Raw genomic sequence first — 12697 nt, 5'->3', positions numbered from 1 at the left:
CTTCAGGACGGGTTCAATTCTCACCTGAGAGCGGCCGATCGGTCGGAGTCTCAGACCTCGTTCGACCGCACCAACCGATCAGCCCGTCGCACCAACTCCACCCGCTTCGCACACATGGCCGAGAGCGTGCGTCAACGCGCTCGAATGGGCCGAGTCATAGCGCGTCAGCGATTTCCAGTTTGCAAGCGATTGCGCCACACGGGACGGACAATCCTGCGCCGTGCGCAGCGGTTGCACCCGTGCGAGTCCGGCCACGAGTGACTGCGTCAGCCGGTCCAATTGCGGCCTCGTGCTGCTAGCGAGGTCGGGCGCAGGGCCTTCAGGCGGCCGCGTGCCGCGCCAGGTGTCAAACAGCGCGTTTTGCACGTCCTTGCTGGCGTCGATCTGATCCTGGAAGAAGGCGCGCGCAAACGCTGGATCGACGTTCGCAGCAACGGCGCGCTTTTCGACGTCGGCGAGCAATGCATTCTCACGCGGGGTATCCGTAATTGCCTGGTGGTTCGCCCACTTCCAGCGCGCAACGGGTTCCGCGAGCGCGAGACGTTGCGAAGCCAGTGCGATCAGACTGGTGAGAGCGGTGTCGTCGCCATCCGCGACGGCTGGGGCGGGCGCGAGCGCAAGCGCAGTGAACAGCGCGAGCGCGCATGACGCGACGAAGCGATACGAGCGATTCATGGAAGGCGGGAGTGGCCGGTGGCGGCGGAAGAAAAACCAGAAGAATAAACGATGCGCGGATCAAGCGGGCGCGCTGAACGACCGGAAAGCAAACTACTGGGATATTTAAAAGCGCCTATCAGAGACGAGCGCTATCAGTGCGCCGGGCCACATCAACCAGGCGTCGCAATCAAGCAGGCGTAACCCGCGCCGCGAAAGCGGCAAACGACAATCGTAGGGGTGCGTGCGACTCTTCGCCGCGCGCCGGACGCGCGGACGCTGAAGCTGCATCGCGCCACTGCACAATTACTTCGAGTCGCACGACTTACGTTGTTCGTCGAAAAATGCGCGAACATGCTCAGGCAGTTCGGCACCCAGAAACTCGACGCCAGCGGGTTCCGGATCCGGACTAAAAACTTTATCCGGGGTCGGAATCTTCGGTGGTTTGGCATCCATGATCTTTCTCCTTTATTACAAACCGATTATCTGCCTCGGTCCCCGTTTTACACCAGCGTCTGATGCGGCTCGCATGTTGTGTGTTGCTTTAACGGTACAGCGCGACATTGGAACGGAATGTTTGAATAGAATTTACCGGTTGACTGCGCATGACTGAATTTGCCGCGGCCAATCAAAAACAGTCCGATATCTCCACCGTTCCCGTCCCAGCCTTGCCCAGCGCACCTTCCGCGCATTATCTCTGTTGCACCACAGCATTACCCGTTCACATCCGTTGATATGAACAAATCACCGTGTTTTTGTGCACTGCCGCATCGGAAGGATTTTCTCCGCGTTAGTCCGAACGTTCGTTTATTACCGATTGGTTCAGCGCGTTCATTCAGCCCCTAATCGTTTGTAAACGAACGATTGCGCGACTTCGTTGACGAATGGGAATACTTTTCCGGATATTTTTTGCAAATAAAAAAACGCCGCGCTCCAGACGAAGCGCGGCGCTCGAGATGGACGATTTTTACGCGTTCTGCGCCGGAATTGTCACGGGTGCGGAGTAGGCCGCAGGTTTGTCGGCGACTTCGACCTGGCCATGAATCCGCGCCTGATGTCCGTCGGCAAACATGTAGTACGGGAATGGACGGGCCGGTTCCGAGACAGCGTCGAGCCGCGCGATCAATTCCGGCGCGAGCGTGAAATCGAGCGAGCCGAGCGACTCCTGCAACTGCTCGGGCCGGGTCGCGCCGACAATGATGCTCGACACGCCGCGCTTGTGATGCAGCCAGTTCAGCGCAACTTGCGCCATCGGCCGCCCCGCGAGATTCGCGACGGCCTCCAGTTCCGCGACGATGCGGAAGTTGCGCTCGGTCAGCTTGTCGAATCCCGGCGGCGGCGCGCTGGCCATGCTCGCAAGGCGCCCGTCGCCGGAAACAGCGCTCGCCGTCCCGCCTTGCGAAGGACGGTATTTACCCGACAACACGCCCATACCCAGCGGACTCCACGGCACGAGCCCCATGCCCAGATTGGCGGCGAGATCGGCGAACTCGTTTTCGGCGTTGCGCTCGATCATCGAGTATTCGAGCTGCATCGCCGCGACCGGTTCGAAGCCGCGCCATTCGGCCAGCGTCTGCGCCCGCCCGGCGAACCACGCGGGCGTATCCGACAGGCCGACGTAGAGGATCTTGCCCGCGCGCACGGCCTCGTCCATCGCACGCATTACTTCGTCTACCGGCGTGACGCGATCCCATGTGTGCAGGTAGTACAGGTCGATGTAGTCGGTGCCCAGACGTTTGAGCGAGCCGTCGAGCGCGCGCAGCAGATTCTTGCGATGGTTGCCGCCAGCGTTCGGATTGCCGGTTTCGGCGTTGTAGCCGTACTTGGTGGCGATCACGAGCCGGTCGCGCAGACCGCGCGCCGCGACGAATTTGCCGAGCCATTTCTCGCTGGTGCCTTCGGTGTACAGATCGGCGGTGTCGACGAAGTTGCCGCCGGCATCCACGTACAGATCGAACAGGCGTTGCGCCGATTGCTCGTCGGCGCCCCAGCCCCATTCCGTGCCGAAGGTCATCGTGCCGAGTGCGATCGGGCTCACGCGAAGGCCCGAGCGGCCGAGCAAGGTGTAGCGGTTCATCGTCATATCAGTCTCCTTGAGCGGTGAGGCGGGAAGTGTTGAATCGATGGCGCTATCGTGCGCCGATTCTTTACTTGGAAAAATGCCGTCTGTCTGCAAGGATTGTGAAGTCCGACTTAATAATGGAGACCGCGATGGACCCAGCTCAGTTGCCGGCGTTGATGGCATTCGCGGGCGTGGCGCGCCACGGCAGCTTCACGCACGCGGCTGCGGAAACCGGCGTGACGGCGTCGGCGTTGTCTCAGAGCATTCGTTCGCTCGAGACTCAGTTGAATGTGCGCCTGTTCAACCGGACCACCCGGCGTGTCGCCCTGACGGAGGCTGGCGCGCAGTTTCTCGCGCGCGTGCTGCCTGCGCTGGGTGAACTGGAGGCGGCCTTCGAGGCGCTCGATGAAACCCGCGACCAGCCCGCCGGCACACTGCGCATCAATTTGCCGAGGGTCGCAAGCGAGCTGCTGGTGTTGCCGCATCTGGCCGAGTTCACACGCCGCTATCCGCAGATCCGTCTCGATCTGACACTCGACGATGGTTTTGCTGACGTGGTGGGCGAAGGTTTCGACGCAGGCATCCGGCTCGGCGAACGGGTCGCGCAGGATATGGTGGCGGTGCCGTTGGGCGGTGACATCCGCATTGTCGTAGCCGGCTCGCCGGCCTATTTCGAACGTTACCCAGCGCCGGCGACGCCAGCCGATCTCGCCGCTCACGATTGCCTGCGTTACCGTTTCTCGACTAGCGGCGGCATCTATCGATGGGAGTTCGCGCAGCCTGACGATCCGTCGCGTGTGTTCGAAGTCGAGACTCGCGGGAGTCTCGTCACCAACGATCTGCGCACGATGGTGCGGGCGGCGGAGCAGGGCGTCGGTCTCCTCCACGTGATCGACGACTACGTGGACGAGCAACTCGAAGACGGCCGCTTGGTCCGCGTGCTGGACGCGTGGTGTCCGAGCTTTCCGGGCTTTTATCTATACACGGCGAGCCGTGCGCAAATGCCGTTCAAGTTACGTGCGCTGATTGATTTCCTACGGGAGAAGCGCGAAGTCCGATAGACCTCGCGTGTTGCTGCAACTTCAGGCTGCGAATCGTTGCGTAGGACGGGTTGCCGTGCGGCTCTCCCCGGGTAGTGTCTGCAACTGCCGTTGCTTTGTCGTTCGCCTCGATCGTGCCGCCGACTATCATTGAAGCGACTATCTGCGGCACAAGGTGCGGTGGATAACGGAAGCGCCGGCACCGGCGCGGAAGATGGCTGTCTTCGCCCTTCAGAGAGTTCGCCATGGAAAACGCTGTCTACTGGAAAGGACGTCAGGTCGGTATCGAGTGCGCCGGCCGGATCACGTGGTTTTCGTCGGCGCCGCAAGAAGCCGTGTTGGCATATGGCACAAAGCCGGCTGAGAACGTGATCGTTGAAGATGCGGTTGTCGTTCGCAATCTCGGCGTGACCGCGCGAAGCGACCGATTGGATTTTGGCGGCTGAAGGGGTGCTACCGTTGATCGTTGTGACGGCCGGTTGAAGCGAGAACCGCGTTGAAAACCGACAACAGAAAAGCAAAAAGCCCAGTCACGAGGACTGGGCTTTTTGCTTGAATCTTGTGGTGCCGGAAAGAGGAATCGAACCCCCGACCTTCGCATTACGAATGCGCTGCTCTACCGTCTGAGCTATTCCGGCATCAGGAGAAACGAGATTATAGGGACTTCTTCAGGAACTTGGCAAGCCCCCGCGGTCACTTTTTTGTTTCGAGATGGTAGCGCGTGACGCGGTCGACTTCGTTCTTCGAGCCGAGGAACACCGCCACACGTTCGTGCAGACTTTTCGGCTGAATGTCCAGAATCCGCTTCTCGCCATTGGTCGCGGCGCCGCCAGCTTGCTCGACGATGAACGCCATCGGGTTCGCTTCGTACATCAGGCGCAGCTTGCCTGGCTTGTCCGGCGTGCGCTTGTCGGCCGGGTACATGAAGATGCCGCCGCGGTTCAGGATACGGTGCACATCAGCCACCATCGACGCGATCCAGCGCATGTTGAAGTCGCTCTGGCGCGACCCGTCCTTGCCGTCTTTCAACTCGCCGATGTATTTCTCGACCGGCGGATACCAGTGGCGTTCGTTCGACGCGTTGATCGCATATTCACGCGTTTCGACCGGAATGCGCATGTCGCTTTGCGTGAGCACCCACGAACCCAGTTCGCGGTCGAGCGTGAAGCAGTTCACGCCGTTGCCGGTGGTCAGCACCAGCACGGTTTGCGGGCCGTAGACGGCGTAGCCTGCCGCGACCTGCTGCGTGCCGGGTTGCAGGAACGACTGTTCGGTGGGCTGCTGGCCGTCCGGGCAGCGCAGCACCGAGAAGATCGTGCCGATCGACACATTGACGTCGATGTTCGACGAGCCGTCGAGCGGATCGAACACCAGCAGGTATTCGCCCTTCGGGTAGTTGGCGGGGATCGGGAAGAACTGCTCCATTTCCTCGGACGCCATGCCCGCGAGGTTGCCGCCCCATTCATTCGCTTCGAGCAGGATTTCGTTCGACAGGATGTCGAGCTTCTTCTGCACTTCGCCCTGAACGTTCTCGCTGCCTGCCGTGCCGAGCGCATCGCCCAGCGCGCCCTTGCTGACGTGGTAGCTGATCGCCTTGCACGCGCGCGCGACGACTTCGATCAAAAGGCGCAGGTCGGCCGGCAGGTTGTTGGTTTCGCGCTGCTGCTCGATCAGGTACTTCGTGAGAGTGGTACGACGTTGCAAAGCCATTGCTGTACTCCGGGAAGGCTTAGGGAATGTCTCGATTTTAACCGCTCGCTGTGTCGGTTCCGTGCTTTTGAGATACGAGGGCGTGCGCCGGTCTTGCCTGGCGCTATAAAGGCGCGCGAAATTCAGGCTTTGCGGCGAGCCTTGATGGCCGTGACATGGCCGGCCACATGGGTGGCAAGCGCCGCGGCACGGGCGTGTTCGGCCGGGACCTTCGGCATTTTGGGGCGGTTCGCCTTGGGCATCGGTTCGATCTCGCGCTCGATCTGTTCGCCAGCCGCCGCGGTGGCAACCCGCAGGTCGTAGGCGATCTGCAGATTCAGCCAGAACTGCGCACTCGCGCCGAAGTAGCGTTCGAGCCGCAGCGCGGTGTCAGCCGAGATGGCGCGCTTGCCGCGCACGATGTCGTTGATGCGCGGCGCCGGTACGCGCAGCGCAAGGGCGAGCGCGTTGACGGACATGCCGAGCGGCTCGAGAAACTCGCACCGCAGAATCTCGCCGGGGTGGATTTCCGGGATGCTTTCGCCGGTGCTGATGTCGGAGAAATCGATGCTGCCCAGATCGGAGCGTTTGATGACCATGCCGGTCTCCCAATAATCAGTGATAGTCGACAATTTCGACATTCAGCGCCTCCCCGTCGACAAAGTGAAAACAGATGCGCCACTGTGCGTTGATGCGAATACTCCACTGCCCGCTGCGCTGGCCTTGCAAGGATTCGAGCCGGTTGCCCGGCGGCGCGTGCAAGTTGCGGATGGACCTCGCGGCGTCGATCATGAGCAGCTTGCGGCGTGCGAGCGCCTGCATATGAAGTGGCAGTGAATGCACGAACTTGCCCTGAAAGATTGCTGCCGTGGCCTTGTCGCCGAATGTCGTGATCATGGGATGATATAACGCAATGCGTTAAACGTAAACCGTTAAATGAATGCGTTTACTTTCACCTTGCCGAGCCGATACGAATAGTCGTCCAGACGGCTAACGTTGACGTCCGCACATCGCCTCATCGCGAAATTGAGGACGAAAAAAAGCCGGCAACACGTGCCGGCTTTTCGCTGCGTAAAGCGCTGTCAGGCGATCGTCACGCCAACGCTTTCTCCACGATCTCGCGCACGTCGCGCGACTTCACCTGCGACGCTACTTTCTCCAGCGCCGCGCGCATGCCGTCACGCAGCGTCGGCGTAAAGCGGCGCCACAGTTCCAGCGAGCGGGCGAGGCGGGCGGCCACTTGCGGATTGATGGCGTCGAGCGCGATCACCTGCTCGGCCCAGAACGCATAGCCCGAGCCGTCTTCGGCGTGGAACTGCGCGGGGTTCGCAGCGCAGAAGCTGAAAATCAGCGAGCGCGCGCGGTTCGGATTCTTCAGGTTGAACGCCGGGTGGGCCATCAACTTGCGCACGATCTCGATCACCGGACGCTGCGCGCTGCCACGCTGCGTGGCTTGCAAGGCAAACCACTTGTCGATGACGAGCGGTTCCTTTTCGAAGCGCCGGTAGAAGTCGTCCAGCGCCTGCTGCGCCTCAACGCTGCCGCCGTTCGCCGCCGACGCATTGAGCAATGCCGAGAGCGCCGCCGAGCGGTCGGTCATGTTGTTGGCGGCGTCGTATTGCGCGGATGCAAGACGCACGGCTTCAGCCGGATCGTCCAGTTCCGCGAGATACGACAGCGCAAGATTCTTCAACGCACGATGACCGGAAGCCTCCGGCGTCGCTTCATACGCACCTGGCGTGCGGTGCTTTTCGTACACGGCAAGCCAGTCCTTCCTGAGCGCATTCGCGAGGCGCTTGCGTACGAACTGCCGTGCGGCGTGTACGGCAGCCGGATTCGATTCGGCCATCTGTTCAGCCAGATACGCTTCCGACGGCAGCATCAATGCCAGTTCCCGGAACGAGGGCGAGAGCGACTCGTCGGTCAGCACTCGGGCGAACGCCGCGACCACCGAGTCGTCGAGTTGCAGTGGCACGCCGGTTGTGGCGCGCCCGGCGAGCGTCAGCAACTCGCGCGTGGCGAGTCGTTGACCGGCTTCCCAGCGGTTGAACGGATCGCTGTCGTGCGCGAGCAGGAACGCGAGCTGATCGGCCGAGTAGTCGTATTCAACGATCACCGGCGCCGAGAAATTGCGCAGCAGCGAAGGCAGAGGTTCCTGCGCGACGTTGACGAACGTGAAGGTCTGTTCGGTCTGCGTGAATTCCAGCACGCGCGTGGTGGCGTCCGACGCCCGGGCTTCGCCTTCCAACTGCAACGGCAGATCGTGGCCGTCCTTGCCGATCAAACCGATCGCGAACGGAATCAGCAGCGGGCCCTTTTGCGTTTCACGCGCGGCCGGGGCGGTATCGCCGTAGCCTTGCGTGAGCGTCACGCTGTAGCGCTGCTGCGCGGCGTCGTATTGCGTGCGCACGGACACGCGCGGCGTGCCGGCCTGGCTGTACCAGCGTTCGAATTGAGCGAGATCGCGGCCGTTCGCATCAGCGAGCGCGTGACGGAAGTCGTCGCAGGTCACAGCCTGGCCGTCATGACGCTTGAAGTACAGGTCCATGCCTTTGCGGAAACCGTCGCGGCCGAACAGCGTCTGATACATCCGCACGACTTCGGAGCCTTTTTCGTAGACCGTCATCGTGTAGAAGTTGTTGATCTCGACGTAGCTTTCCGGGCGCACCGGGTGCGCCATCGGACCCGCGTCTTCGGCGAACTGCATCTGGCGCAGCACGCGCACGTCCTCGATGCGTTTGGTGGCGCGCGCGGCTTCATCGGTCGCACCGCCCGCCATGTCGGCCGAGAACTCCTGATCGCGGAACACCGTCAGGCCTTCTTTCAGGCTCAGCTGGAACCAGTCGCGGCACGTCACGCGGTTGCCGGTCCAGTTGTGGAAGTACTCGTGGCCGACCACCGCCTCGATGTTCGCGAAGTCCGTATCAGTTGCCGTTTCGGGGTTCGCCAGCACGTACTTCGTGTTGAAGATGTTGAGCCCCTTGTTCTCCATCGCGCCCATGTTGAAGTCGCTCACCGTGACGATCATGAAGCGGTCCAGATCCAGCTCCAGGCCGAAGCGCGACTCGTCCCAGCGGATCGAGTTGACCAGCGAATCCATGGCGTGACGGGTCTTGTCCAGATCGTGCGGTTCGACCCACACCTGCAGCAGCTTTTCCTTGCCCGAGCCGCTCTTCACGCGTTCTTCGAGCGCGACCAGCTTGCCCGCGACCAGCGCGAAAAGATAGCTCGGTTTCCTGAACGGATCTTCCCAGCGGGCGAAATGGCGGCCGTCCGGCAGATCGCCTTCTTCGAGCAGATTGCCGTTCGACAGCAGCACCGGATAGTCGGTCTTGCTCGCGCTGAGCGTGACCGTGAAGGTCGCCATCACGTCGGGGCGGTCGAGGAAGTAGGTAATGCGGCGAAAGCCCTCGGCCTCGCACTGCGTGAAGAAGTTGCCGCCCGACACATACAGGCCAGACAGCGTGGTGTTTTCCGCCGGATTGCAGATGCTGGTAAGCGTGAGCTCGAAGTTATCCGGCACGTTGTCGAGCGTGAGGCCGTGTTCGTGCGCATGCGCGTGGACGAATGGGGCGCCGTCGATCGTGGCGCTGACGAACTCGAGTTGTTCGCCCATCAGTTCGAAATTCGCGGCGCGGGAGGCGTCCGGGTTGCGGCGCACCCGCATCGTGTTCCTGACGACGGTGCGTTCGGGGATCAGATCGAACTCCAGTGCGACGGTGTCGATCAGGAAGGCGGGCGGCGCGTAATCGGCGCGGCGGATCACATTGGGCGTTGCGGTATCGGCCATGGCGTTCTGTAGTGATGGGACTCGAGCCGTCAAGCGTGCTTATGGCGCGCGAGCCGGGCTTGTCGAGCCATTGTACAAAGGCTCGGCGGATTGTGCGGCTCGAACTTTTTACCGATTCGCCTGGTCAGCGTATTATCGGCGCGCGCGTGGAATAAAAAAGGCCAACGCGTCGTTGAAATCGCGTGGTGACAGGCGCAGCGCTAACAATCCAGAAGCAAACTAAAGGCATTAAGAGGTAGACCATGAACGTTAATCGATGGACCCGTCGCGCGACGCTGCTGCTGGCGACGCTGACGGTGCTGCTGTCCGGCTGCACAAGCTACGTGACCTCCCAGGTCACGGCGTTCTCCGACTGGAGCGGCAACGACGCCACCCGTACCTATGCCTTCACGCGGGCGGGGGATCAGCAGAACAATCTCGAACTCACCACCTACGAGCGCCTCGTCGGCAATGAGCTTGCCACGCATGCGTTCCGTCAGGTCGACACGTCCCAGGCGCGTTATCTGGTCGGGCTCTCGTACGGGATTCGCTCGGACATGGTGACGGTCGCGCAGCCGGTGTATTACAACCCCTGGCCGGCGCCTTACTGGGGCCGGCCGTTCGATCCGTGGGGTCCGTGGGGCGCGTTTCCGACCGCCTATGTGAACCAGAGCTATCCGATCTTCACTCACCTGCTCGGCGTGCGGATCACCGAGCGCGCCAGCGGCAAAGAGGTCTATAACGTAACGGCGCGCAACTCGGACGAAGAATCGTCGCTGGTGCGGGCCATGCCGTATCTGGCGCGCAGCGCGCTGGCTGACTTCCCGCTCGGCAACGGCGTGGTTCATACCGTTAAGCTTCCCGTCGACAAGAACGGTGGGGTCCCGAACGAAGTCGCGACGACGGGCGCCGCGCCCGCGGCCGCACCGGCTTCTGCGCCGGGTGCGAAGGTCGTGCAATAGATCGTGCAATAAGCACTACGCCGGCGCGGCGAACAGCATGCGCTGCGGCGCAACAAAAACGGCCCGGCAGGTCATCCTGTCGGGCCGTTCTGTTTTGCAGCCCGCGCGAAGCGTACTTTTGGCCGAAAGCCGCTGCCGCTATCTGGCAAAAATGGCGCTGCGGTAAGCATCCGTAAGTCGCGCTCGAGATTTGAAAGACGCGCGGTATCTAACTCAGCAGAGCGGCGCCGAAGCATTGAAGTGTTCCGAAACGAAACACATGTTTGGAAAGCTAAATGAAAGTATTCGCGTCTATTCGCGGATGCGCGAGCGCCCATCTGGCCCATGGGGCTCGCTGCAGGCGGCTTTGCAGGCTGCTCGCGGACGTGCAAGGGCCGCCAGGCTTATATTTTGACGTTGTCCAGGGATCCGTCGCACCCGCGATACGGATACAGATAGATACGTCTTTTGTGGCTGATTTAATCCACAATATTCAGTATGATTCCGGCGACCACAGGGAGCCTGAGTCAATCCATCAGACTAATCGGCACAGGCGCCTAAATAATCGGGGCCAAGTGCCGTTAAATCGCTGAACCCTATATAAGAAGATTGGATTGACCCCCGGCTGGAGATTGTCGTTCCGCGCGGCGCGCATACGCTGTGACGGCTGCGTATTCCGTCAGGCGCCCTCAGCCTCTCCTCGCTTCTACGCGCGAACACCGATATGCCCGATCTGCACTGGACCATTCCGGTCGCTCGCTGGTCTAGCTGGCCTGCTGCCGCATCTGCCGCACCCGACATCGGCTTTATCGAGCCGATCGTGCGGCGTCGCCTGAGCACGCTCTCCAAAGTCGCCCTGAAGGTCGCGCACGACTGCGTGGCGCAAGACGAGGTCCGGGTCGTGTTCGCGTCGCGCCACGGCGAATTGCGGCGCACCACGGACATTCTGCGTACTATTAGCGCGGGCGAGCCGGTCTCGCCGACCGCCTTTAGCCTGTCGGTGCTGAACGCCATGACCGGTGTGTTCGGCATCGCGCGCGGCGACCGTTCCGCTGCCAGCGCGATCTCGGCCGGCGCCGAGACGCTCGGCTATGCGCTGCTGGAAGCGTATGCGCAATACGCAACGCAGCCCGGGGCACCGGTATTGCTGGTGTACGCTGACGAACCGGCCGATCCGGCGTACGGCACGATTGAAGACGAAGTGCAGGGCGGCGCGATCGCGATCCTGCTGAACGGCGAGGCGACTACGGGGCAACTGGTCTGCACGTTGTCCGGCGCGGGTGAGGAGGCAGCCCTGGCCGCGCAGGAGGCAAATCACGCAGACGCGGGAAATATTGCAACTGCGGAGGCTGGTGCCGAGACAAGCACGGAAGAAAGTTTCGCGACCCAGAGCCAGGCGCTGCAGCACTGTCTGGAAACGGGTAGGGCCGCCGTCTGGCAAGGCGCCGGCGCGGCCTGGCATTGGAGGTGGCATGAACGCGCGGCTTGATTACGTTTGGCGGTTCTGCGCGACAGGCATGGCCTTCGTGGTGTTCGGCATCTGCGGCGTGCTGTTTTCGGTGCTGGTGTTCCCGCTCGCGTGGCTGTGGCCGCACCGGGCGTCGCGTCAGCGCATGGTGACGACCGTGATTCACTGGTTTTTCCGCGCGCTGGTCGCGGTGTTGCAGCGCGTCGGCGTGATGGAACTCGAGGTATCGGGTGGGCAGGCATTGCGCGCCGGCGGCCCGGCGATCGTGGTCGCCAATCACCCGACGTATCTGGACGTGATGGTGTTGTTGTCGCTCACGCCGCGTGCCTGCTGCGTGGTGAAAAACGCGCACTGGGGCAACCCGTGTTTCTGGGGGATCGTGCGCTCGGCGGAGTATGTGAGCAACGCCGATCCGTCGGAGCTCGTCGAAGCCGGCGCGCGTCAGCTGGCAGCGGGCTACACGATGATTATTTTTCCCGAGGGCACGCGCAGCCCCGCACCGAACCGGCTGCACGCGTTTTCGCGCGGATTCGCGCACATGGCGTTGAAGGTCGGCGCGCCGATCGTGCCGGTGCTGATGGACTGCGATCCGCCGGCGTTCACCAAGCAGATGCGCTGGTACGACGTGCCGGCGCGCGCTTTCCGGATCCGCGTGAATGTGCTCGAGCCGCTTGGCGTCGAGCAACTCGCCGACCACGACACTTCACCGTCTCTCGCGGCGCGCAGCGTGACCAGCGCCATCGAAGCTCACATTACTCAGCACCTGTTCGATTATGGATTCTTTAAAACTGGAAATTAAACAGCTTCTGATCGAGGCCCTCGATCTGGAAGACCTGAGCCCGGCCGATATCGACGACGACGCCCCGTTGTTCGATACCGACGGTATCGGTCTCGACTCGATCGACGCGCTCGAGATCGGCATCGTGCTGCGCAAACAATACCAACTGACCATCGCCGCGAACGACGAACGCACCCGCGAGCACTTCCGCTCGATCAGCACGCTGGCCGCGCTGGTCGCGAGTCAACGCGAAACGGCGCATGCTGTGAACGAAACCACAAGAAAAGGGGATTAAT

Annotated in this window: 13 protein-coding genes and 1 tRNA gene; 6 read left to right on the top strand and 8 right to left on the bottom strand. The window is 62.0% G+C overall.

The window, feature by feature from the left end; translation table 11 throughout:
• Positions 1–78: 78 nt before the first annotated feature.
• The 3 genes from KHO33_RS09975 to KHO33_RS09965 all read right to left on the bottom strand — a co-directional run bounded on the left by KHO33_RS09975 (position 79) and on the right by KHO33_RS09965 (position 2737).
• Positions 79–675 (bottom strand): chorismate mutase, encoded by a 597-nt coding sequence (locus KHO33_RS09975; RefSeq protein ID WP_200564694.1) that lies wholly within the window; start codon positions 673–675, stop codon positions 79–81.
• A gap of 285 nt (positions 676–960) precedes the next feature.
• Entirely contained in the window at positions 961–1110 is a 150-nt protein-coding gene (locus KHO33_RS09970; RefSeq protein WP_028200145.1) for a hypothetical protein, read from the bottom strand.
• Positions 1111–1621: 511 nt separating this feature from the next.
• Positions 1622–2737: an aldo/keto reductase gene (locus KHO33_RS09965; RefSeq protein WP_200564693.1), complete on the bottom strand. Its 1116-nt coding sequence runs from the start codon at positions 2735–2737 to the stop codon at positions 1622–1624.
• A gap of 128 nt (positions 2738–2865) precedes the next feature.
• Here KHO33_RS09965 and KHO33_RS09960 point away from each other — a divergent pair, with 128 nt between their 5' ends.
• A complete protein-coding gene (locus KHO33_RS09960; RefSeq protein ID WP_200564692.1) occupies positions 2866–3777 on the top strand; it encodes a LysR family transcriptional regulator in 912 nt (303 codons plus the stop codon).
• A gap of 224 nt (positions 3778–4001) precedes the next feature.
• Positions 4002–4202, top strand: coding sequence for a hypothetical protein (locus tag KHO33_RS09955; protein ID WP_054037303.1), 201 nt, complete (start codon positions 4002–4004; stop codon positions 4200–4202).
• A 116-nt stretch (positions 4203–4318) separates the two neighbouring features.
• Here the strand turns inward: KHO33_RS09955 and KHO33_RS09950 are convergent.
• The 5 genes from KHO33_RS09950 to pepN all read right to left on the bottom strand — a co-directional run bounded on the left by KHO33_RS09950 (position 4319) and on the right by pepN (position 9235).
• Positions 4319–4394 (bottom strand) — tRNA-Thr (locus KHO33_RS09950).
• A gap of 55 nt (positions 4395–4449) precedes the next feature.
• Positions 4450–5466, bottom strand: a complete 1017-nt coding sequence (locus tag KHO33_RS09945) for a class 1 fructose-bisphosphatase (RefSeq protein WP_054037301.1) — start codon at positions 5464–5466, stop codon at positions 4450–4452.
• A 122-nt stretch (positions 5467–5588) separates the two neighbouring features.
• Complete coding sequence (locus KHO33_RS09940; protein ID WP_054037300.1) at positions 5589–6044, bottom strand: HigA family addiction module antitoxin; 456 nt, start codon at positions 6042–6044, stop codon at positions 5589–5591.
• 16 nt (positions 6045–6060) lie between these two features.
• Positions 6061–6342, bottom strand: a complete 282-nt coding sequence (locus tag KHO33_RS09935) for a type II toxin-antitoxin system RelE/ParE family toxin (protein WP_200564691.1) — start codon at positions 6340–6342, stop codon at positions 6061–6063.
• 196 nt (positions 6343–6538) lie between these two features.
• Positions 6539–9235, bottom strand: coding sequence for an aminopeptidase N (gene pepN / locus KHO33_RS09930; RefSeq protein ID WP_200564690.1), 2697 nt, complete (start codon positions 9233–9235; stop codon positions 6539–6541).
• 242 nt (positions 9236–9477) lie between these two features.
• On the opposite strand from pepN, the gene KHO33_RS09925 reads away from it, so the two are divergent.
• The 4 genes from KHO33_RS09925 to KHO33_RS09910 all read left to right on the top strand — a co-directional run bounded on the left by KHO33_RS09925 (position 9478) and on the right by KHO33_RS09910 (position 12696).
• Entirely contained in the window at positions 9478–10176 is a 699-nt protein-coding gene (locus KHO33_RS09925) for a DUF4136 domain-containing protein (protein ID WP_200564689.1), read from the top strand.
• Between the two features lie 703 nt (positions 10177–10879).
• Positions 10880–11644, top strand: coding sequence for a beta-ketoacyl synthase chain length factor (locus KHO33_RS09920; protein ID WP_200564688.1), 765 nt, complete (start codon positions 10880–10882; stop codon positions 11642–11644).
• A complete protein-coding gene (locus KHO33_RS09915; protein WP_200564687.1) occupies positions 11628–12422 on the top strand; it encodes a 1-acyl-sn-glycerol-3-phosphate acyltransferase in 795 nt (264 codons plus the stop codon). Before KHO33_RS09920 ends, KHO33_RS09915 begins: the two co-directional genes overlap by 17 nt.
• Positions 12397–12696 carry a phosphopantetheine-binding protein gene (locus KHO33_RS09910; RefSeq protein ID WP_054037294.1) on the top strand — a complete coding sequence of 100 codons (300 nt, stop codon included), beginning with the start codon at positions 12397–12399 and terminating at the stop codon, positions 12694–12696. The genes KHO33_RS09915 and KHO33_RS09910 overlap by 26 nt, the downstream gene beginning before the upstream one ends.
• Position 12697: the final 1 nt, after the last annotated feature.

It is taken from the genome of Paraburkholderia nemoris (assembly GCF_905221015.1).
Taxonomy (GTDB): Bacteria; Pseudomonadota; Gammaproteobacteria; order Burkholderiales; family Burkholderiaceae; genus Paraburkholderia; species Paraburkholderia nemoris.
The sequence above is the reverse complement of the archived record's forward strand: the minus strand, read 5'-3'. Positions and strand labels throughout refer to the sequence as shown.